This is a genomic window from Leptospira broomii serovar Hurstbridge str. 5399 (assembly GCF_000243715.2).
In the GTDB taxonomy this organism is placed as follows: domain Bacteria; phylum Spirochaetota; class Leptospiria; order Leptospirales; family Leptospiraceae; genus Leptospira_B; species Leptospira_B broomii.
In genome coordinates this window covers 89,064-109,893 of sequence record NZ_AHMO02000008.1, presented here as the reverse complement: position 1 = coordinate 109,893, position 20,830 = coordinate 89,064, and the positions used below count along the sequence as shown (strand labels likewise).

General features: G+C 43.9%; 17 protein-coding genes. 8 read left to right on the top strand and 9 right to left on the bottom strand.

All coding sequences use genetic code 11. The features are described 5' to 3' along the window. Positions 1–66 precede the first annotated feature (66 nt). On the top strand, positions 67–2,040 hold the full coding sequence (locus LEP1GSC050_RS05870; protein ID WP_010570317.1) for an O-antigen ligase family protein: 1,974 nt from the start codon (positions 67–69) through the stop codon (positions 2,038–2,040). Positions 2,041–2,083: 43 nt separating this feature from the next. Here the strand turns inward: LEP1GSC050_RS05870 and LEP1GSC050_RS05865 are convergent, their stop codons facing one another. From LEP1GSC050_RS05865 to LEP1GSC050_RS05855, 3 genes are all read right to left on the bottom strand, one after another. Further along, the gene (locus tag LEP1GSC050_RS05865) at positions 2,084–2,599 is read right to left on the bottom strand and encodes a TIGR04452 family lipoprotein (protein ID WP_010570316.1); all 516 of its coding nucleotides are present in this window, start codon (positions 2,597–2,599) and stop codon (positions 2,084–2,086) included. A 194-nt stretch (positions 2,600–2,793) separates the two neighbouring features. Beyond that, the gene (locus LEP1GSC050_RS05860) at positions 2,794–6,168 is read right to left on the bottom strand and encodes a methylmalonyl-CoA mutase family protein (protein WP_010570315.1); all 3,375 of its coding nucleotides are present in this window, start codon (positions 6,166–6,168) and stop codon (positions 2,794–2,796) included. A 12-nt stretch (positions 6,169–6,180) separates the two neighbouring features. Continuing rightward, on the bottom strand, positions 6,181–7,008 hold the full coding sequence (locus tag LEP1GSC050_RS05855; RefSeq protein ID WP_020987499.1) for a lysophospholipid acyltransferase family protein: 828 nt from the start codon (positions 7,006–7,008) through the stop codon (positions 6,181–6,183). Between the two features lie 276 nt (positions 7,009–7,284). On the opposite strand from LEP1GSC050_RS05855, the gene LEP1GSC050_RS05850 reads away from it, so the two are divergent. Genes LEP1GSC050_RS05850 through LEP1GSC050_RS05840 form a run of 3 tightly spaced genes read left to right on the top strand, consistent with a single transcriptional unit; the run spans position 7,285 to position 11,009 of the window. Next, a complete protein-coding gene (locus tag LEP1GSC050_RS05850; protein ID WP_010570313.1) occupies positions 7,285–8,259 on the top strand; it encodes a phosphatase PAP2 family protein in 975 nt (324 codons plus the stop codon). Between the two features lie 3 nt (positions 8,260–8,262). Beyond that, positions 8,263–9,558 carry an oligosaccharide flippase family protein gene (locus LEP1GSC050_RS05845; protein ID WP_010570312.1) on the top strand — a complete coding sequence of 432 codons (1,296 nt, stop codon included), beginning with the start codon at positions 8,263–8,265 and terminating at the stop codon, positions 9,556–9,558. Beyond that, positions 9,555–11,009: a hypothetical protein gene (locus tag LEP1GSC050_RS05840; RefSeq protein ID WP_232225664.1), complete on the top strand. Its 1,455-nt coding sequence runs from the start codon at positions 9,555–9,557 to the stop codon at positions 11,007–11,009. Before LEP1GSC050_RS05845 ends, LEP1GSC050_RS05840 begins: the two co-directional genes overlap by 4 nt. Here LEP1GSC050_RS05840 and LEP1GSC050_RS05835 read toward each other — a convergent pair. From LEP1GSC050_RS05835 to LEP1GSC050_RS05820, 4 genes are read right to left on the bottom strand one after another with little or no spacing between them, the layout of a single operon-like run. Further along, on the bottom strand, positions 11,006–11,905 hold the full coding sequence (locus LEP1GSC050_RS05835) for an ATP-binding response regulator (RefSeq protein ID WP_040911449.1): 900 nt from the start codon (positions 11,903–11,905) through the stop codon (positions 11,006–11,008). The genes LEP1GSC050_RS05840 and LEP1GSC050_RS05835 overlap by 4 nt on opposite strands. Before the next feature lie 55 nt (positions 11,906–11,960). Further along, the gene (locus LEP1GSC050_RS05830; RefSeq protein ID WP_010570309.1) at positions 11,961–13,346 is read right to left on the bottom strand and encodes a PDZ domain-containing protein; all 1,386 of its coding nucleotides are present in this window, start codon (positions 13,344–13,346) and stop codon (positions 11,961–11,963) included. Then, positions 13,343–14,830 (bottom strand): S1C family serine protease, encoded by a 1,488-nt coding sequence (locus LEP1GSC050_RS05825; protein ID WP_010570308.1) that lies wholly within the window; start codon positions 14,828–14,830, stop codon positions 13,343–13,345. Before LEP1GSC050_RS05825 ends, LEP1GSC050_RS05830 begins: the two co-directional genes overlap by 4 nt. Beyond that, positions 14,823–15,710, bottom strand: coding sequence for an LIC11113 family protein (locus LEP1GSC050_RS05820; RefSeq protein WP_010570307.1), 888 nt, complete (start codon positions 15,708–15,710; stop codon positions 14,823–14,825). The genes LEP1GSC050_RS05825 and LEP1GSC050_RS05820 overlap by 8 nt, the downstream gene beginning before the upstream one ends. A 257-nt stretch (positions 15,711–15,967) precedes the next feature. On the opposite strand from LEP1GSC050_RS05820, the gene LEP1GSC050_RS05810 reads away from it, so the two are divergent. From LEP1GSC050_RS05810 to LEP1GSC050_RS05795, 4 genes are all read left to right on the top strand, one after another. Beyond that, positions 15,968–16,816, top strand: coding sequence for a sulfurtransferase (locus tag LEP1GSC050_RS05810; RefSeq protein WP_010570305.1), 849 nt, complete (start codon positions 15,968–15,970; stop codon positions 16,814–16,816). 117 nt (positions 16,817–16,933) lie between these two features. Next, positions 16,934–17,362, top strand: coding sequence for a thiol-disulfide oxidoreductase DCC family protein (locus LEP1GSC050_RS05805; RefSeq protein ID WP_010570304.1), 429 nt, complete (start codon positions 16,934–16,936; stop codon positions 17,360–17,362). A 417-nt stretch (positions 17,363–17,779) separates the two neighbouring features. Continuing rightward, a complete protein-coding gene (locus LEP1GSC050_RS05800) occupies positions 17,780–18,598 on the top strand; it encodes a M23 family metallopeptidase (RefSeq protein WP_051184887.1) in 819 nt (272 codons plus the stop codon). A 134-nt stretch (positions 18,599–18,732) separates the two neighbouring features. After that, entirely contained in the window at positions 18,733–19,413 is a 681-nt protein-coding gene (locus tag LEP1GSC050_RS05795; protein WP_232225663.1) for an HAD family hydrolase, read from the top strand. Positions 19,414–19,508: 95 nt separating this feature from the next. On the opposite strand, the gene LEP1GSC050_RS05790 is transcribed toward LEP1GSC050_RS05795, so the two are convergent. Together LEP1GSC050_RS05790 and LEP1GSC050_RS05785 are read right to left on the bottom strand one after the other, a co-directional pair. Next, positions 19,509–19,976: an SAM-dependent methyltransferase gene (locus tag LEP1GSC050_RS05790; RefSeq protein ID WP_010570301.1), complete on the bottom strand. Its 468-nt coding sequence runs from the start codon at positions 19,974–19,976 to the stop codon at positions 19,509–19,511. Beyond that, positions 19,973–20,815, bottom strand: coding sequence for a Rossmann-fold NAD(P)-binding domain-containing protein (locus LEP1GSC050_RS05785; protein WP_010570300.1), 843 nt, complete (start codon positions 20,813–20,815; stop codon positions 19,973–19,975). The genes LEP1GSC050_RS05790 and LEP1GSC050_RS05785 overlap by 4 nt, the downstream gene beginning before the upstream one ends. Positions 20,816–20,830 lie beyond the last annotated feature (15 nt).

Sequence of the window (20,830 nt, the reverse complement as noted above, 5' to 3'; positions counted from 1 at the left end):
CGGTGAGAACTGTAAAAAAGGAATCGTAGGCCTCTACAAGGCTTTTAGAAAAAAGTTTTCACACGAATGCCAGTCCATAAAAAACCAGAGCCTATACTTGCTCGTAAGAGAGTTCTAATCTCATGGATTGGTTGCATTGTTACGGTTTCATTTTTATTTTCTTTCCTTTCCTATTATCCGCTTTCGTTTCGATTCCCGATCATCGGCTGCGCGTTTCTTTGGATAGGAATTTGTTTTTTGAAACCGATGTTCGGTTTGTTTGTTCTGTTTGCCGTTCTTCCTCTGTTTGGAAATCATCCAGGCGGACGCTTTATGGAAATCATGGATTTTCTATTGCTCACTTGGCTTTGCGGAGCATATTATAACGCGAAGCGAGCGGATACTCGCATTCTTATTTTTTTTAAAAGCGTGGGAGGAATGTTATCAGGTGGATTCGTTTTTGCCGGCCTCCTTGGATTATTTTTCCAACCGGACATTTTAAGAGACTGGGAGCACTATCGAATTAACCCTTTTTTCTTTTTTCGTTCGGGTGAATTGGAGCCCATGTATCCCTTAAAAATGATACTCGTAACGATTTCCATTTATCTCTTATTCGTGCTAGCCGGGGCATTGAATCGAGAGAAGGGCGGTTTTAGAATTCCGACTATCGTATTCGGCGGACTACTGACAGGCTTTACCGTAGCTTTCATTCTCGGCTACCTGGAATTCATTTTTCCTCAAGTAACCGGCTGGCTTGATTTCTATCACATTTGGCTGGGGGGGTACGTTGACCGAAACGTTCCTCATTCCGTAACTCCTTTCCACTTATCTGATGGTCGAAGCGTTCAATCTTTTTTTTGGAATAGAAGTTGGTATGCGATGTATTTAATCGCATGCCTTCCGTTTGCGGCTTTGTATTTAACGGTTTTCTTTCGTAAACGACGATTTGAGGTGTTCGGATATAATATTTCGTTTTTATTAATTTCCTGTTTGGTATCAGGTTTTGGATTCACTTTAGTTCTCGTCGGCGCTCGTGGGGCGGCTCTAGCTTTCGGCGTTACCGTCTTTAGTTTTCTATCCATAACCGTCCTTTCTTTGACAAAAAACGGCGTATTCGCCCGAACGTTCCCTTTACGAACAACTCTCGTCCTGCTCTGTCTAGCATTATTATTTCCTTTTCTTTTTGCTAAGGGTTTCGGATTTCCTTCCGGGGGGGAAGAGCGAAAAGAACTATACTCCGCAGGTATTTTGCTTTCTTCTTATTCTCCGATTTTTGGCGGGGGGATGGAGTCTTACGCTTGGGGAAACGAGCATTTTTTAAAAGGGATCGGTAAAGGAACTAGATTACATTCTTCTCATAATCAATTCTTGCAAGTTTTGTCGGGAGAAGGAATCTTCGGGTTATTTTTCTTCTGTGCGATATGGGGAATCGCGATCTTTCGCGGGATTCGTTTTTCACTAAAGAAAAAGGGGTTAATTCACCGAGTAATAATATCGTCTCTTTTAGGAATTTTTGCATATAGCTGGCTGCAGGAATGGTTTTTCTTGAGAGCTATACAAATTCCTTTTTGGATATTGATATTATCAATGATAGGTAAGCGAAGAACGAAGATTAGCGAATTCAAATTTATCATATTTGTATTTTGCGGACTGCTAGTCGCAGCCATTTACTTTTCCGGCAAAAAAACCACCCGATACGGGACTTTTTTTCCGCCGGATCGAACGGGTGAATCGTATATATTAGAAGGGTCCGGATGGATGAAAATATCGGCGCCCGGAAAGATGATCTTGGAAGCCGATTTTCCTTTTTTACAAGAAGCTTCGAATCAAAAAAGGATTTTAAAATTTTCTAATAATGGTTTCGAGGAGCGGATAATCAGTCTCGAGCCTGGGATGAAGTTGGAGTTTCCGATTTTCCCGGGAGAATTGAGCTGGATCTGCCAGGTCGAGCACGGAACTGGAATCGACGAGCGGAGAAATTTTTTTCAAAGACTTTTATCCAAACAGGTGGAAGATCCGGAGCCGAGAAAAATCTGCCTTAAATTTTCCACGACTCCATAGCGTTTTCGATTGGCCGGAATTTAAATCGAGATTCCCACGTAGTTTAGGGAATTTTCGTTTTATTCCATTGAATGATTCCCGCGTCCTCTAATTGACAGGATTTATAAATGATGTAAGAACCCAGATCGATCGGCTGAGGGGCGGAGTTGCAAGTAGCGTAAAGTTGAACTGCTTGAGCGTATTGAATATCAAACGTAACTCCTATATTTCGAATCGTTGAAGTACATTTGTCGAGAGAAGCTTGCGTATAAATTTTGGTATCTTGGATCGTAAAATTTCTCACTTTAGCGAAGAAATCCTTTAGCACAAGCGCATCGAAACCGCTTAATCGAGTGGATCTGGTTCCTCCATAATTGGTGCAACTCGGAGGATTGAGTAGCAGAGGATAGACCTGCGCGACAAAGAGGTCGTTCTCGTCACTCACTGCTTCCTTAATTTTTAATTTTGCGTCGGACCCTCTGACTCCGCCGGGGCCGGCATACCCGAGATTATTGCAATTTATCGAAACGAAAAATATCAGCAGAATCGTAAGTAGCGGGACGGATCGTTTTAATGACATCGCAATAGTTCTCCAAAAATATGTTGTTCTGATCGGTTGCCTGCGGGTAAGATCAGAATTCAGAATCCAAAACTTTGTCAAAAAATTGCCAGAATTTACCCGAGAATCAATTCATTTTCGATAGCGAATCGATTGTTTTTTCGCAATACTGCGATTTCGGGAGCGATACCATTATTATAGTTCGGAGAGGGATTTTACATATTTCGCCGATACTGTCCGCCCACTTCATAAAGAGCCTGGGTCATTTGTCCAAGAGAGCATACTTTGGAAGCTTCCATTAACTGATCGAAGCTGTTTCGATCTTCGATGCAAGCATCTTGCAGTTTTCGTAATGCTTCAGGAGCCTCGTCCCGATTTCTTTCTTGGAATTTACGCAGTTGAGTGATTTGGGCCTTCTTTTCCTCGTCGGTAGAGCGAATAATTTCATCGGGAAGGATCGTAGGCGAACCGTCCTTTCCCAAAAACGTATTTACTCCGATTACCGGAATATCTCCGGTATGCTTTAAATGTTCGTAATGTAAAGATTCTTCCTGAATTTTATTCCTTTGGTACATCCTTTCCATCGCACCCAATACCCCTCCTCGTTCCGAAATTCTGCGGAATTCGGTTAATATCGCCTGCTCCACTAGATCGGACAAATCGTCGATTATGAAGGAACCTTGTAGAGGATTCTCATTCTTGGCCAGGCCCAATTCTCGATTGATGATCAATTGAATCGCCATCGCCCGTCGAACGGAGTCTTCGGTCGGAGTGGTTATCGCCTCGTCATAGGCGTTGGTATGAAGGCTATTGCAATTATCATAAATCGCGTACAATGCTTGAAGAGTCGTTCGGATATCGTTAAACGCTATTTCCTGCGCATGCAAAGAACGTCCGGAGGTTTGAATATGGTATTTCAACATTTGAGATCGTTCACCGGCTCCGTATTTGTTCTTCATACTCTTTGCCCAAATTTTTCGAGCGACCCGACCGATCACGGCGTATTCCGCGTCTATTCCGTTGGAAAAAAAGAAGGAAAGATTAGGAGCGAAGTCGTCTATCTTCATCCCTCTCGAAAGATAATATTCAACATACGTAAAACCGTTCGCTAACGTGAATGCGACCTGAGTGATCGGATTTGCGCCAGCCTCGGCTATATGATATCCCGATATCGAAACCGAATAGAAATTGCGGACCTTGTTCCGAATGAAATTTTCCTGAATGTCTCCCATCAGTTTTAGGGCGAATTCAGTGGAGAAAATGCATGTATTTTGGGCTTGGTCTTCCTTTAGAATATCCGCTTGAACCGTACCTCTTACGGTAGTTAACGTTTCGGCTTTGAGCTTTTCGTAAATTTCTTTGCTTAAGACTTGATCTCCCGTGACTCCCAATAACAGGAGACCTAGTCCGTCGTTACCCTTAGGAATTTCACCTTTGTAAACGGGTGTTGGAACTCCTTTCATTCGGTAAATCGCCTGAATTTTCTCTTGGATTTCCTTAGTTTTCCCTTCGGATCGAATGTATTTTTCGCAGGATTGATCGACAGCAGCGTTTAGAAAAAAAGATAAAAGCATAGGAGCCGGGCCGTTGATCGTCATCGAAACGGAAGTGCTCGGTTTGCATAAATCGAATCCCGAATAGAGTTTCTTTGCGTCGTCTAACGTTGCAATGCTGACCCCGGAGTTCCCGATTTTTCCGTAAATATCGGGTCTCTCTCCCGGATCTTCTCCGTATAGAGTCACTGAGTCAAAGGCCGTGCTCAATCTTTGCGCGGGCATTCCTAAGCTGACGTAATGGAATCTTGCATTTGTGCGTTCGGGACCGCCTTCTCCCGCGAACATTCGAGTCGGGTCTTCTCCAGTTCGTTTAAACGGAAAAACTCCGGCAGCGAAAGGGAATTCCCCCGGAAAATTCTCCTTATAAGACCAGCGAACGATTTCTCCCCAATTTCGAAACTTCGGAACTGCTACTTTCGGGATATCGATATTACTTAAAGATTTTGTAAAGTTAGGAACTTTAATTTCCTTATCGCGGACTGAATACGTAAAGAAATCGCCGGAGTATTTGCCGATTTTTGTCTCCCAATTACGCAATAGGTCTCTTGTCTCGGAACGAAGCTGCGCTTCCTTCTCATGAAATTCTTTCTCGAGATCGGCGGTATTCTTTCCTCTTTCTCGGAGAACTTCGATCGCCCCCTGGATTCTATATAAGACTTCGGCTAACGAGGCCTCTTTTTCCGCAAAGGAATCGTATTTCTCGCATTCCTCTGCGATTTCGGAAAGATAACGGTGTCGCTCCGGGGGGATAATATGAATTTTTTGACTGGTTTCCTTCGTGATCGAGAAAGCGGAGTTCCAGCCCAAATCGAATTTCGAATTCAATGCGCTTATTAACGCTGCATACAAATTATTCGTTCCAGGATCGTTGAATTGAGACGCGATGGTTCCGTAGACAGGCATTTCATCAGGAGATTTTTCAAAAAGTTTTCGAGATCGTTGGAACTGCTTTTGGACATCCCTAATTGCATCCTGAGCTCCTCGCTTATCGCATTTATTTACGGAGATGAGATCGGCGTAATCGATCATATCTATTTTTTCCAGTTGGGTCGCCGCTCCGAATTCGGGAGTCATCACGTATAAGCTGATATCCGCAACTTCGGTGATCTCGGAATCGCTTTGACCGATTCCGGCGGTTTCAACGATGATTAAATCGAATTCTGAACTTCTTAGAATTTCCAGACTCTTTTTCACATTTTTATTTAAAGCTATATTCGCTTCTCTGGTTGCGAAGGACCTCATATAGACGTTCGGATGAGAAATGGAATTCATGCGAATTCTATCTCCTAATAGGGCTCCGCCCGTCTTTCTTTTAGAAGGATCGACCGAAACGACTGCGATCGTCTTGTTCGGAAAATCCTGTATGAATCGACGGACGAGTTCGTCCGTAAGGGAGGATTTTCCCGCGCCGCCTGTCCCGGTGATTCCGACAACAGGAATTACGCGAGATGGGGGAGGGAAATCCAACTTTCCACCGCTAGGAATATCCTCGTTATTTTTACTCGTAATACTTTCGACTAAGGAAATGGATTGGGCGATGGCGATAGGGTTTCGAGTTCTTAAGGCGCCATGAAGATCTCCGTTGAAGGTCAAAGGTGGAAGAAAATCGGATTTTGTCAGAAGATCGTTGATCATGCCTTGAAGTCCCAAAGCTCTACCGTCATCCGGAGAATAAATTTTAGAGACTCCGTATGCTTCCAGTTCTTGGATTTCCTGCGGAAGAATAGTGCCTCCTCCTCCTCCGAACACTTTGATATGGCCGGCTCCTCTTTCCTTTAATAAATCGATCATGTATTTGAAATATTCTACGTGACCGCCTTGGTAACTCGTAACGGCGATTCCTTGTACGTCCTCTTGGATAGCGCATTCCACAATTTCTTTTACGGATCTATTATGCCCTAGGTGAACGACTTCCACGCCGGAAGATTGTAGCATTCGTCTCATGATATTGATGGAAGCGTCGTGTCCGTCAAAAAGAGACGCCGCAGTGACGAACTTTAGTTTATGTTTAGGTTGGTATGCTTGCGCTTCCATTTCAAAAATCTCCTATGAATGCACTTCGCTCGATTCGTCGTCGCTACGACGACATCCCGATAAATCGGCTACCCGTCGTTCGAGTTCTTCGGTTAATAATTTTGCTGCTCGTTTTAAAGGTTCTTTGGGGAATTCGGATGGAGGTATCGGTTTTCCAATTTTATAAATTATCTTCGTTTTAAATACTCTGCCGCTTAAAAACGAATCTAATTTAGTCATTCTCCAAGCTCCTTGAATTCCAGAAGGAATTATCGGCACACCCGCTTGGATTGCGATTTTTGCCGCCAAGGCTTTGAACGCGCCGAGTTTCCCGTCTTCGGACCTTGTGCCCTCGGGATAAACGGATACCAATTCTCCTTTTGAAATAATATCCACCATGTACTTTTCGAGGTCTTCATAATATTTTGCGGCAGATTTAGAATCGGTTATATTATGCGCTCTTAAAATAGGAACTCCACCCCAATTTATCAACGTTTTTCCCTGATAACTGCCGATCGTATTCAACGTGGCATGAAGTCCGGTTTTTATTAGGCTTAGCGGAAAATTATCAAAAGCGGGGCTCTTGAGCAGTTCTATCATGGATTCTTGAGGATGAAAGAGTTCGTATTTTCCCAAGTAAACGATCTTCCTGGTAACGGAAGTTCCCTGAACGATCACATCAAGATTATCCGTATGATTCGAAATGATCACTCCTCCACCCGAGGCGGGGATATTTTCAACTCCTTGTACCTCTACGTCGTAGATCAAGTGAAGGAATCCTTTTAAAAAAAGTCTGGCATATTCCCTCGGAATAAGAAATAAACTCTCCAATTCTCCTAATTTCGGCGCGGCTTCGTCCATGAAAATCCTATCTATGCTAAATTCAAACTTTGGAATGTCGTCAGCAATCCTCGAAACGATCATCAAGCGAAGTTAACGACTGTTCGCTTTGCGATCTTCCTTTGATTCATGCTACTCCCATGCATACATTACATCAACTTGGATTTTATTTTTGCTCGGACAATTGTACTAGGTTTCGACGGTTAATCTACCAGTCGTTCGGAATCAATTCGAAGAGAGTAAACTTTGTCGTTGAAAAACCTTTGCTGAGAACTGGACATTTCTTAGGCTGGTCGCATGGACTGGAAGACTTCCGTATTAAACAGTGCGATTTTTAGTAATGCTCCTTTGGAAGCGCTTCACGGAATCGGGTTAAACTCGATCTTGGGTCCGCTATCCTTACTCTTTCATTATTTGGGTTCGACGGCTTTCTTCATGGCCTTGGTCTCGTTCACCTACTTGTGCTTGGATCGCAAGGTCGGAATTCGAATGGCGTTAGGATTGATGGTCGCAGGTATTATTAACGGAACTTGTAAAGCGTTATTGGAATTTCCTCGGCCTATCGGTTTACCTTTTTCAGCCGAGCTCGGCCTTTCGGAGCCTTCTTTCGGATTCCCTTCCGGACACGTTCAAACTGCAGTTGTTTTGTACGGCACGTTGTTTTTGCATTTTAAAGTTCGATGGTTTAAAGGAATTTTACCGGCTCTCATTCTGCTTATGCCCATCGCTCGGATGTATGCAGGGTTACATTTTCTAGGAGATGTGATCGGCGGCTTTATATTAGGTCTTTTGCTTCTTTTTGGATTAGAATTTTGGTTCAAGAAGAATCGGAATCTACTCGAGGCGAATTTTTCGGACGGTAAGGCGCTTTCATCCAACCGTTTGAAATCTTATATAATTCTAATTATCGCTATCACGATACCGAGTGTTCTTTTAATGGAAGGGTCAAGAGTGGATCGATCGTATCATTCTTGGGAAGTGGTCGTCTCTTCCGCAGGAGCTTTAGCGGGATTCGGAATCGGGATCGTTTCCAATCGTTCAACCGGGCTAGACTGGAATGCAAGCGCTAATTGGATGTCATTTCTAGTGAGAATCGGAATCACCCTGCTTGGTATTTTAGTATTTTTCATTTTCTTGGGAGAACTCTTCAAAGTTCTTTTGCCGGAAAATCCGGTTGCCAGATACGTAAGGTATGGGATCGTATGCTACTATATTAGCCACGTTTCTCCCTTTCTCTTAAAGAGGATCAAAGGAGGAATTTACTTACTTTAACGAATGTCCCGACTATCGGATACCTTGAAAGTTTTTCCGGAGGCGATTAGCCGCCTCCGCACTTCGGGGTTCTTACGCTCCTTTTTTTCGGTAGGCGGCTCCAAGGTCCTTGCATCCCTCTTAAATTTCGTATTTATGGTCTACTCGGTTCGAATACTGAGTAAGAATGAAAACGGTATTTTCCAGTACTATTCCGGATTTTTGCCGATTTTGCTTGCCGTCGCTGAATTCGGATTGCCGACCGCACTGGTTAAATATCTTTCTCCATTGACGGAAGATAAGAAAAAAATCGGAATCTTATTAGCTTCGTCCTTATGGATTAAATGGGGCGCCTTTGCCGCGTTAGCCGTCATCTCAGGTGTGGCCGGCATTCTACTTCACGAAAATGCATTAGTGGTCTTTTTGCTAGTATTCGGAAGTTTTGTACTTTCGTTTAATACGTATTTCGAGAGTATTTTCGTCTCTTTCGGACAGTATCAATCCCTTTCACTCTGGTATCCTCTCCCCAATCTTTTTCGGTTAACGATATTGTACTTTGCCGATCAGTTTACGGATCGAGCATTAAATAATCTAGATATACTTGGGATTTTCACTTTCGCGCCTGCTCTAACCATCGTACTTTTCTTTTTTCTATTTCCGAGAGAAAAGCTAAACTGGGTCGGTGAAAAAGAAGAGATAAGGATTCAGACTAGAGAACTGGCCTCCTTTAACAGGTACGCTTTTTTAGCATCCTTGTTTGCGATCGTGTCGGACAGAATGGAACTATTCTTTCTGAATCGGTATCATTCCAACGAAGCCGTCGCATCGTACGGAACCGCTTTGCAGCCTTTCAGCGGATTCGTAATTCTTTTTTCGGTTCTGAACTCGATGATCTATCCGAAGCTTTCCAGGCTGACTGAAAACGGTGAGTTCGCAAAATTTCTAGGTAAATCGATTCTAATGGCTGGCGGATTAGCTCTGCTTCTCGGACCTTGGGTCCTGCTTTCTGATTGGGTGTTCGCGGCCCTGTTTTCAGGTAAGTATCCCGAATCCGTCCCGGTTTTTCAACTATTGTACCCGAATTATCTCTTACAATTGGTCTTTTCGCCCTTGGGAATGGCGCTCTTTGCATTGGGCCAGCCGAGAATGTTAGCTCTTCTTGCACTAGTCAGATTGGTTTCAGGTTTGGTACTGGATAATTTATTAATCCCGGAATATGGACCCATGGGAGCTGCCAGCGCGTTCTTCTTGGGACAGATTCCTTCCTGGCTTCTTTTAAGCGGATATTTTTTGGCCTATTACCGGCCGTCGAGTAAGTGAGTATTCTTAGGTATATTCAATTTTTATCTTGTAGTTTGCTCGTAATCGCATGGACCAATACGAGTGCGGATTCGTATCCTAAGTACCGACTGGACGACGCCTCCCTTTTATCGGATGGAAATATTCGAGTTCGTTCCCTCGGACGTTCCGCACAAACGCTGGAAGATTCTCCTAAATATCGAACCGGGTCCGGCTTTTATACTTCCCTGTATTTGTCCGGTAGAGGGTTTTCTCAGAAAGGCGGGGTTCAATCGGACGCGGCCGCAAAAACGTCTTCGAAAGCCTCACTAAGTCCCGAGTTCGGTTGGATCGGTAAATCGACGGCTTGGGAAGGCCAATTTCTCGTATCTCCGTATCTTACTTATATGGTAAAGGACGATTCGCAAACCAAGGTTTATCGCCTAACGGATGGAGAGGCGATCGGCTCTCTTTCCATGCGACTCTCCGGAATCGCCTTTCGAGCGGAAGGTGGGCGAGGGTTTCAACGATTAGATAGCGCGGGTTTTCTTTTTGCGAGTATTGCCAATTATGCGGAATTCGGTTGGTCGGTTCCTTCTTGGAAAATACGAGGAAGCTTTATCGGGTTGGAATTCCAATCGCAGTTTTCCTATTTACCTAGAGATACGTCTCAATCTCCGCTCCAGGTAAAAGGTGGGGATTTTTTATGGGAGCCGGAACGTATTATAAAATCCTTACGATTTTTTTATTACCAATATACCGAACCGAGACAGGACCCGGTTAGAGCGAGTTATTTTCAAACGGCGGAACCGTTCCGCGCTTACGGGTTTTTTAGATATTCCGGAATCGAATGGGATTTTTTGAAATTTAAAGAATTTAAATTCGACGGCTCTGCCTTTCATGTGGAAGGTCGGAGAGAAAACGGAACGGATGCATTTAACTCTTACGACACGCGTCAAGCAACGAATGCTTGGTTGGCAACGCTTTCCGGAACGCTCGAGTTGGAATCTTACTCCGTTTTTGCAAGAGCATTGTATGCGACAAAGGACAGTACGTTCAGAACGGATCATAATTCGAACGGATTTGCAGGAATTAAAGGCGACCCGAGGGGATTTCTGGCTCCGGTATCGATTTTACTATTGCGGGACTTTCAAGCCAAGCAAGACTCTCCTTTTTACGGAATAGATTCCATTCGAACGCCGAATTATGAAAATTCGGGAATGCAGTATTACCAAACGGGTATCCGGAAGGAATTGGATGGCGGCTGGAGCGCGACTTTGGCTACCGGGATCGGAATTTCTTATATCGGTCGCGGCCTCGAATTGATCGCGGCAGGTGGATGGAAGGGGGAACTCGGTTATTTTTTGTTAGGTGCTGCGTACGCATGGGTTAAACCAGGCCAAGACGAATCTTATATTCTGGACGAGATTAGAAGACCTATTGCGATGCGCGAATATTTTAGATGGTATGCAAGCGCCGGTTTAAGGTTTTAACTCTTAACGGTGACCGGAGCCTGTAATTTCTTAACGAAAGTGACTCGATTGCCCTTTCCGTTATATTCCAAAGAATCGACGTTCATTCGAACTAAAAAGATTCCCCGTCCGGATAATTGACTTGCATTAGGATCGTTTACAGGATCGGGGACTCGATCCGGATCGAAGCCTTCCCCTTTATCTTCCAAGATGACGGTTACTTGTTTGTCGTCGTAATGCACTTCCACTTCGATCCATTCTTCCTTGGATTCGCAGATATTGTCCACGTAGGAAAAGTAATCGTTTTCCTTAAACATCAATTCCTGTTTTTGATGATAGGAAATTCTGGCACAGCCGTGCTCTATGGCGTTTCCGACTAATTCATAAAGGGAAACCTTGAGAGAAAGAAGGTCGTCGCTATGAAGTCCCGGTAAATGAGAGATGGATCGCAGAATTAAATGAACATATTGATTAAGATTTCCTAATCTAGGAATTAACGCGAATTTTTGTTTGGATTCCCGAACCTGAAAAAATCGTTTATCTACTAAATCTTTTCCCGCGTAAAAAAGATTTCGGAATCGAAGTAGGGAATATCGGATCGCTTCCATTCGAAACGGTTTTAGAAAAAAATCCACCGCTCCCAATCGAAGCGCGTTGATGGAGATTTGAATGTCCTGGTTTCCCGTAATGACTATAAACGGCGTTTCCACTCCTTTTTCTCGGAGCTTAGTTATTAACTCTATTCCGTTCATTCGAGGAAGACGGATATCCGTAATGATAAGATCGAAAGCGTCCGAGTCGGCGATTTCCAGAGCCTGCTCGGCGGTTCCTGCAAGCGTGAGTTCATACTCGCTACCGAAGATTTCCTGGAATAAATCCCGGATAACCTCCTCATCATCTACGAAAAGGATTTTCATGGAAAGTTCCGAATCCAAAGAAAATCCGGGGATAGAGACTAAGTCAAGAATTTTGTCAATCGACGTTATCTAAGGCGTCCAAAGAATATAAGGATTTTATACGCGTATCGAGTTCTTTTGCTTCGTCTTTTCCGAAAACCACGATTCGATTCCCCGAAAACCGAAAAACGTAAAAATCATCCTTGGTATCCCGCATTAAGGCTTTTAGGCCCTCGATAGAATCAACCGTTTTGTCATTTACCGACTCTAGAATAAGATCTTGGAATTCTTGGTAAGAACGATTTTTTTCATCCGGAAACGTTCTGGAAAGTAGGACGATTCTTCTTTTTTCCGGATGAAGTTTTCGAGAAAAACTGTCCGCCAAATAAACTAATTTTCGTTCTGCGGAAGATTTATATTTTTCGCCAAATTCTTTCAGGTATGCGCGAGTGAGTTCCGTAAATAAGAGACCGCCTGAAATTAAATATCTAGGCGCGCCTTTGTCGATTCGTTCGGGAATTAGAAATGAATCTTCGCTGTACGGTTTTAAACGATAGATTACTTCTCTTCGACGTCCGTCTCGATACAAAACCAAATCCACGGAATCTCCGGCATTCAGTGCCCTTCCATGTCGAGTAAGAATAAGGTCGTACAGACGCTGTTTATCTTTGGAAGCAACCGGAATTCCGTCGATGGAAAGAATTGCGTCTCCGGGAAATAAATTGTGCATCGGGCCTATCCCGGGAAGGACTTCCGATACGACCACACCCACACTTCCTTTAGGAAAATAATAGTTCTCCTCGGCCGGAGTCAGACTCGTGTCCGCCACAAACCCCGGGTGAGGGAAGGGAGAACCGGACGAATACCGGTGAGCGTAGAATCTGCGGAGTAGATCCGAACCTGCATTCCAAAAACCGTCGGTGAATCCGCATACGACACCGTGCGAGAAGAGAAATTTTCTTACGGATTCGCCTTCATCTCGCTTAGCAATTTTGGTTAACGGAAGCAAAGCTTTGGAATTGTCCAAACTTCCCCATTCTTGATTCGTAAAGTACGAGCCGCAAACTTTTGATCCGTGATGAAGGTGCTCCAGGTGAGAAATAGGGATTCTTTTTCTGGATCTTCCGGTGTCTTCGGGAAGAATGAGAATTCCTAAACCGGTTTCCACATCCACCTTTTCAAAGTAAGCCTTGCGACCTGCCGATTCGTCCGGATGGAGTTCCGCAAAAAGAGGGATATCCCCCGGTTTCAGAAGAGCTAAGGCTGTTCGTTCATCGATCCGGATTGCGGGAATCCGTTTTTGAAACGGGATTCCTTTTTGAAAGGGATTATGGTGAGAGTATTTTCTGAAATGCACTAAAACCGAGAATTCACCGCTCGATTTCGCTTCGATTAAGAGGGTGGGGATAAAAAACAGAATTAGAAAAGTATAAGCGGATCGTAAAACAAGGCAAAGTCTCATTTTCCCTCCTTGCTTCCGTCCGGACGCACATCGAATCGTTTTTTGACTCTGGCATCGATCGTTCGGATAGTTTTCGCGTCCAATATCATCGGTAAACCGACTCCGCGAAATTTTAATACGATCGTGCCGTCCGAATACTTCTTCCATAATTCTTTAAAGTCCGCTAAATCGGCCGGAGTCTTTCCGTTGATCGATTCTAAAATCTTAAATCGATAGGATAGATATTTCGAATTTAAAGGGTCGGGAAAAAGGGTAGTGAGAATCAGGTCCCGTTCCGTAAATCGGAAGAGCTCATCCTGAATATAATAACTATAATGATAACGTAATGCGGCTTCGATCCTTTGGCTTTCCTTACCGAATAAGGCCCGATTTACCGATTGGAACATCAGCCCGCCGCCTACGAAACTTTTAGAATCCCTATCCCGATACATGTCTAAAGATTTGGTTTTCTTTAATTGGGTGGGAACCTTGAAGTGTTTGCCGTTTCGGTAGAAGAAAAGCGTTAGCGTTTCTCCGATAAAATGCGGCTCTATCAAATCAACGACCGTTCTCCCGGTAAATTCCAAAAGGCCTCCCTCGTTATTCAAGAAAGCGTCGTCTATTTTATATAAGAAATCATCCTGCTTTAAAACCTCCGAGAAGGAAGAGTCGGGATAGACTTTATTGATTAGGATTCCCTGCAAACCTGCGGGGACTTTAAGATATTGTTTTAAAGAATCCGAATTTCCGTTTTGAAAAGTGAATCCTGCATACGGAAAGCCGTCGTAAGAACCGTCTTGAACGTCTTTTAAAAAATGGAGAACGATTTCCGGAGGAATAAGATATGCCGTGTTCCCTTGTAGTTGGCTGACTTCGAAAGTGATTCCCGCTACCTGTCCGTTTTGGATGGCAGGTCCGCCCGAATAACCCGGAAGAATATTTGCAGTGACTCGAATGACCTTCCTATAATCAAGACCAGTAAACGAATATCGAAGCCGCTCGACTCGATTCACTACGCCGTTTTCTAGAGTAAGATTCTCGTCGCCTTCAGGGTAGCCGAGCATCAATAAATTGCTTCCTAGGGACGGGGATTCCTCCGCAATTTCTAAAGGTTCGATTCCCATAAAAAATTCGTCGTCTTCAACTTTCAATAGCGCGAGATCGCAATCGAAACCTAAAAACTCCACTTGAGCATCGTAGTATTTACCGCTATTATAATGTTTTACTTTTAAGAATTTGGATTCAGCCACTACGTGAGCGTTCGTTAGAATTCTATTCCCCTGTATGATGAAACCCGAACCCACGTCTTTTGATAAATCCTGATCACCGAACTCGAGAGGATCGGAAGGGTCCGGATAACTGTCGCTTCGAACGATAACCACGCTCCCGAACAGATTTTTAAGATCTTGGTTACCGTTCTGCACGTTTTGCGTCGAAACGGATTCGGGAAGAAATAGGAGAGCCGAAAGGGCCAGATAGATTGCAGAATTTCGAATATTATTCATGGAATAGCTCGGCCTCGGACCAGACGATTTTGTCTTTTTCGATGGATTGGATTTTGAGTTTTGCGAGAAAGCGTTCCCCTTCCTTTAGGCTTTGGGACGGTTTATTATCCAGCACTAGATTCCCTGAAAAATCCGCTCTGATTCTCACCCAAGAATACGGTGATTGAGGAAGACAACTGGCTTGAAACGAAAAATAAATAGCCTTGTCCCAGTAAAAATCTCCGTCCTTGCCGAGGAAAACTAGCGGGCAGGAGGAATCGAAGAAAATTTCCTTTCCATCCGGGGCGGGCCTATGAGCCGGACGTCTCGCAATACTTAAAAAATATTGTAATCCCAAATTATCGGCGGGCTTTTCGGGGAGTCGGGTTCGTCTATTCGGTTTTTCTAAACGTCCAGGGGAGGAATCCAACGGAAGGTCTTTGGAAGAAAATGAGAGATCCCAGTAGACGACTTTACCGATTTTCACCGGACCTTTTACTCGAATCGAATCTATCGAATCTAGGTTGGAAATTGCTACTCTACCTGAATAAAAGAATCCGTTTAGAATTTCATCCTGGCATTTTATCGAAAAATACTGTAATCCCTCAAAGTCGAGGGTCTTCGATAACTTGCAAGGGCGAATGGTAACCTCCGGATGAGATTGGAACCAGGCCTTCAGAGGTCGCGCGTCTTTATCGTTCGAATATTTTTTCCAACCTTCCTTGAATTCAGGATCATCTAGCATACCGGTTGAGGAACTTATTAAAGGGCCGGTTTCCGCTAAAAGGGAGAAGTTACGGGAGGCAGATCGATCCCAATCCCCTGCCGAAAGAATAAAAATCAGGAATAGACAGGTCGGAGTGACAAACGACTGGATAATTTTGCGCACCGGAAGAATCACTGTTATAGAGTATCGGCTTCGGAAAAACCGTATTTTACCGAACCGACTCAGGAAGAAAAAAATCGCAGCATTTTTCTTCCTTATGTCGCGAATTTTTCTCTTTCCGAAAAAAAAGTTAAACTTTCGAGCGGGACTTAGGAATATGGTTAAAAGTAAGTTTAGAATACTCCGGATTCCATCGATCGTTTTCGAATGTTCTTCTTACTCTCTCGAACTTCGTAGGTTCGAATTCTATAACAAATAAACGGTAGTGTATCTTGTCCAATTGGAGCTTTTTAAAATCAGACCTGTCTGATCAGGACTTATTAATCGATTGTCGTTCCCAGGCGCAGTACCAGGAAGCCACTCTGAAGGGAGCGTATTACTTTCCTTTTGTGAAGAAAGCTTTCGCATCGGACCCTGAATCTTTCAAGAAGATGCTGGGTCCCTTGGATGAAATTCTCGCTTTGGCAAAGAAAGAAGGGAAGTCCCGGATTGTCGTATTTGACGAGGGGATGGGCATGTTCGCCGCTCGCTTAACTTTGCTATTACGGTCGGCCGGTTTTGTGCATACGTATGTTTTAGATAAACGTTGGCCGGTGGAAGGAGGAACCGAAAAGGGATCGAGGGAACTCGATTTCGGTCCCGCTTCCAAGATTCGCAAATTGGAAGGAATCATCGATAAGGCCTTTCTGGAAAAAAATCTAACTCGACTGCAAATATTCGATACTCGGACTCCCGAGGAATATGAAGGCAAGCTACCTCGCCTTACCGCCCCCGAGCCGGGAAGTTTATGCGGTCGCTTGCCGGGTGCTTTTCTTTGGGATTGGAGAATGTTGTATGATCCTGCCGGCGACTTAGTCGATAAGACCTTCTTCAATAAGAAGCTTCGCGGGTTTCCGTTTATGCCGGAACGCACGACCGTTATCTATGATTATAACGGCGCGAGATCCTCCCTTTTGGCTTTGATGTTAAAAGAAGTCGGATACAATGACGTAAACGTTTATATCGGCTCTTGGTTTGAATGGAGAAAATCCAGCTTACCGAAGCAGGCGGTGAATATTTACGGTCAGGCAGGGGGAGCCGGAGCCGCACCCAGAGTCGGTGGAGCGGAACGAAAAAACTAAGCCGGCTGTTTCGCAGAATCGATCTAAGAGAAATGTAACTGGGTTTTCGCCAGCGCTTTTTAACCTATACTGTTCGCAAGATACATTTGCTATCGATATAGGGTCTAATAGGTTGGCATGGCATTTACTTCGTCCGGGTTGAAAGATTCTGATATCGTTTTTTTTGACGGCGCGTGCAATCTATGCAATGCGAGCGTTACTTTCCTCATCGACATAGATAGAAAGAAGCGCTTGCATTTCGCGAGCCTTCAATCGGCTACGGCCCAATCTTTCTTAACCCTGACCGAATCCATCGATCTTTTAGGAGAAGGCGCGAGCATTATCCTGTATACTAAGGGTAGAATCTTCCGGAAATCTAGAGCAATTTTAGAGATTCTGCGATTGGTCGGGCTTCCTTGGAGCCTTGGTTATGCCGGAATCGTTATTCCACCCTTTATTCTAGACTGGTTATACGATTTTGTAGCCAAGCGCCGGTATCGTTGGTTTGGGAAGTCCGATTCATGCAGAGTTCCCACAGCAGAACTGAAAGAACGATTCTTAAATTAAGCCCTTCTCATCTTTCTTGATTTGCATCTTTCGAGTTTCGTTCTTTGAAAGAGAGGGGACAACTACCTATATTTTTACTATATTATGTCGCATATCGTTGATTCTTAAGAGAAAATTCGTAAGAATCCATTTTACAGAGAGGACCGATTCAAAAACCTGGAGTTACTGCTTCCAATTTTAAGGCAGCGAATGCTCATTTTTATTAAAAACTTTTAAAAATTCATTAAATAGAATGAAAATAGATAAAATCTTATCGAAAACATCCGATTTCAATACAAAATTTAGTCCGATTGCCCGATTGTGGAGCCTGGAGGAGAGAAAAATTCTTGTCCATGGATTCCCGCAAGGCAGGATAGGTTGAACTTTCGGAAATTTTCTGCCGATCTTAGAAACAGCCTTTGTTTTTTAGGAATCTTTTTGGCAGTGCATAAAGGAAAGGACCAAATGAAAAGTAAAATCCGCTTAACGATTCTGGGGATCCTAACCCCGCTACTACTTGTCTTTGCACTGAAATCTTTTGCGAATCCAAATTTAGAAGAAGTAAAAATCGATAACCAATATATCCAAACTTACCAAGGACGAGAAGGGATTTGGATAGTAACCGGAAAAGTAAAAGACTCATTAGACGATTTATACCATAAATTCGGGACATCCGAATTAGAAGTTAGAGTTTTAAACGGAATTCATGACTCCGGAAAAATTCCCGCTTCCGAGCCCGTATTCTTTCCCTACAATACGAATTATACCCGAAATCTTCTCTTGGAAGATAAGGGACGGGAAATATTCAATTCCGATTCTCGGGAACTCATCTGGCCGCTCAGTTTTAAACATTCACGCGTAACGTCTCGACTAGGAAGACGTTGGAATGCACTTCATGCTGGAGTGGATATCGCCTGCCCGAACGGATCCATAGTTATTGCTGCGGCGGACGGATTAGTCGTTGATTCTAAGAGGGACGGCGGCTACGGTCTCAGAGTCGTGATCCAGCATCCTCAGATCAACGGAATTCAGACATTATACGCTCATAATTCTCTTTTGTTCGTAAAACAGGGAGATAAGGTAAAGAAAGGGCAGGTACTTGCGCTTTCCGGTAATACAGGTCACACGACCGGTCCTCATGTGCATTTTGAAGTGCGTTATCAAAATGTAGTTTTAAATCCGGAGCATTACTTACCACCGTTCTTGGCGGATAGAGATTCTCAAGTCGCCATTGCCAAGGAAACGATCCAACAGTAAGCTACTTGTTCGATACGTATTGGTCCATAGAGTTAAGTTCTTTTTTGCGCGGAATTATAGATCGCGCAAAACCTCTTCGAGTTATATTCGATTTCGATAATACGTTAGTGCGGAACGATTTCGGAGAAGCCGTCATGAACGAGCTTCTTCGGCAAGGCCTTCCTTGGATCTCCGATATACGTCCTTTTTTTTCCGAGCCTGAGACTGCGGATCGTTTGGAAAACCTACGTAAGACGGATCCTTTATCTTTTCAGAAAGAAGCCTGGGCGGTATACGATACGATTCATGAGACGAAAGGGTTGGAAGTCGCTTACCGATGGTCCACCTGGATTTTTTCGGGTCGCACGAATACGGAATTAAGAAAGACGGCCCGCGCGATCTGGGAACAAAACCAAAATTCCGAAACTAACCTGGCGGTAAAACCGTACAACGCTCTCTTTGAACTGATTCTTGAATTACGACGTATAAATGCGGATATTTGGATCGTGACGGCTTCGCCGGAAGGAGTCATCCGGGAAGTTTCAGGTCATTGGAATGTCCCGGAAAATCGGGTTTTAGGCGTGGAACTTGCTACACAAGACGGGGTTCTTTCTCACCGGGTCGTGGAACCGTTTACGTACGGGGCCGGGAAGGTTCAGAAAATCATGAAGGCTACGAACGGCGAAGGATACGATATATCCTTTGGCGATACCGAAAACGATTTTGCATTATTGGAAAATTCAAAATTGCAGGGAATTTTTCTAGATCGGGGAAAAGGGAAAATACCTCCTGCGGGGTCATTAATCCAGCCGATCGGAGATTGGTCAGTACTATAATAAAGTTCTAATAGTGGTCTTAATTATAATATACAAAATTCCTTATGTAACTGAAAGCGGGAGCGCTTCCGGGAAATTCTATAACGTGGATAGGATTAATGCTTCCAATAGTGGCGCATTAATTCCTCGGACCAGCGAGGTTGAACCACGTTTTGTCTCGGTAGATATTCTTGAAAAACCGGTTTAATATCGATGACCGGAGTGCCGTCAATGGCATCAAGGGATTTTACGAAAATCTTTCTTTCTTCAATCCTCTGGAGTTCGACGATTGTTGCTCCGAGTCGGTTTGGGCGAGCCTTCTTCCGTTGTGCGAAAATTCCGATCTTCGGCCAATTCGGATTTTCCCTCGGGTGTTCCGATTTATAAACGATCGTATCGGGATTCACTTTATCAAAAATATAGAATACTTCGATATGAGAGAAGTCCGATAATCCGTCCAAACTTTCCAGCGGTATCCCCGGATTTAATTCGATATAGGATTCCTCTTTGTCCCAATCATCGTCGATCATCTCGGAACGACTACAATGGACTGTTCCGATAGGGAAAATCTTATATTCATTCATCTTTTTTTGAGATAATCGGGCATCGGAGGTAGCGACTTCTCCGTCCAAACCCAGGCCCCAACTAGCGATAGGATCGGAGAAGGCTCTCCTTGCAGGATTCGTAATAAAGCGTCCTTTAAGTCCTTCGGCTCAGTGAACCGATAAGGAATGGACGGAAAATCCTTCAGAAAATTCTCCTTTTCTTTTTTTTGAATATAATCGATGAAAAAGTCCGAAAATTTTTTCCCCGAATTCTTTTGCTCTTCGATAAGTTTTTGCAGATCAGGATTGGGAGTGGATTTCGCTAATCTCTGGAGTATAATCGAAATTCCTCTTGCGCTTTGGCTTATAAATGTCCCGGCTCGAATCATTTTTCGAGAGGCGGGTTTTTCCAAAGCCCATTCCTCCATTTTCTTTTTTATGAAGGCAAGAGAACCGTAATACATAAGCAAGTACGGTAAATAGTAGAACGCAGAGTATCCGATTGTCAAACGTGGAGATAATTTTTTTTCCAATTCCACCATCGGATCGAAGCAAAATTTCAATCCGGATTCGATGTCTTCGTCCGGTGTTTCGGAAGCGGGGTATCCTAATTTTCCTCGGGCCGGAGTATAGATTAAAATATCCACGGGATCTTCCGTTTTTATAGCTTCGATTATTTTAGAGACGGCCTCATCCGGTTCATCCAGTTGAATTTGTTTCAACGTTTTATCCGCGCCTTCCACATCTTTGTCTCCGGAAGTGGTGGCGATGATTCTCCAATTTCGACCCGAGATTGTTCGGTCTTCATTCAATCCCTGGATGGCGCTTTGGCCGGCGGCGCCGGAACCTCCCACAATCAGTGCGACGGATTCGGACATTCTCTCCTCCCGTTG

What these genes read in the sequence shown, in the direction of transcription:
- LEP1GSC050_RS05785 (WP_010570300.1), bottom strand. Translation starts at nt 20,815, where the DNA reads ATGTCCGAATCCGTCGCACTGATTGTGGGAGGTTCCGGCGCCGCCGGC.
- LEP1GSC050_RS05835 (WP_040911449.1), bottom strand. Translation starts at nt 11,905, where the DNA reads ATGAAAATCCTTTTCGTAGATGATGAGGAGGTTATCCGGGATTTATTC.
- LEP1GSC050_RS05790 (WP_010570301.1), bottom strand. Translation starts at nt 19,976, where the DNA reads ATGAATGAATATAAGATTTTCCCTATCGGAACAGTCCATTGTAGTCGT.
- LEP1GSC050_RS05805 (WP_010570304.1), top strand. Translation starts at nt 16,934, where the DNA reads ATGGCATTTACTTCGTCCGGGTTGAAAGATTCTGATATCGTTTTTTTT.
- LEP1GSC050_RS05845 (WP_010570312.1), top strand. Translation starts at nt 8,263, where the DNA reads ATGTCCCGACTATCGGATACCTTGAAAGTTTTTCCGGAGGCGATTAGC.
- LEP1GSC050_RS05870 (WP_010570317.1), top strand. Translation starts at nt 67, where the DNA reads ATGCCAGTCCATAAAAAACCAGAGCCTATACTTGCTCGTAAGAGAGTT.
- LEP1GSC050_RS05825 (WP_010570308.1), bottom strand. Translation starts at nt 14,830, where the DNA reads ATGAATAATATTCGAAATTCTGCAATCTATCTGGCCCTTTCGGCTCTC.
- LEP1GSC050_RS05795 (WP_232225663.1), top strand. Translation starts at nt 18,733, where the DNA reads ATGAACGAGCTTCTTCGGCAAGGCCTTCCTTGGATCTCCGATATACGT.
- LEP1GSC050_RS05830 (WP_010570309.1), bottom strand. Translation starts at nt 13,346, where the DNA reads ATGAGACTTTGCCTTGTTTTACGATCCGCTTATACTTTTCTAATTCTG.
- LEP1GSC050_RS05855 (WP_020987499.1), bottom strand. Translation starts at nt 7,008, where the DNA reads ATGGACGAAGCCGCGCCGAAATTAGGAGAATTGGAGAGTTTATTTCTT.
- LEP1GSC050_RS05850 (WP_010570313.1), top strand. Translation starts at nt 7,285, where the DNA reads ATGGACTGGAAGACTTCCGTATTAAACAGTGCGATTTTTAGTAATGCT.
- LEP1GSC050_RS05860 (WP_010570315.1), bottom strand. Translation starts at nt 6,168, where the DNA reads ATGGAAGCGCAAGCATACCAACCTAAACATAAACTAAAGTTCGTCACT.
- LEP1GSC050_RS05865 (WP_010570316.1), bottom strand. Translation starts at nt 2,599, where the DNA reads ATGTCATTAAAACGATCCGTCCCGCTACTTACGATTCTGCTGATATTT.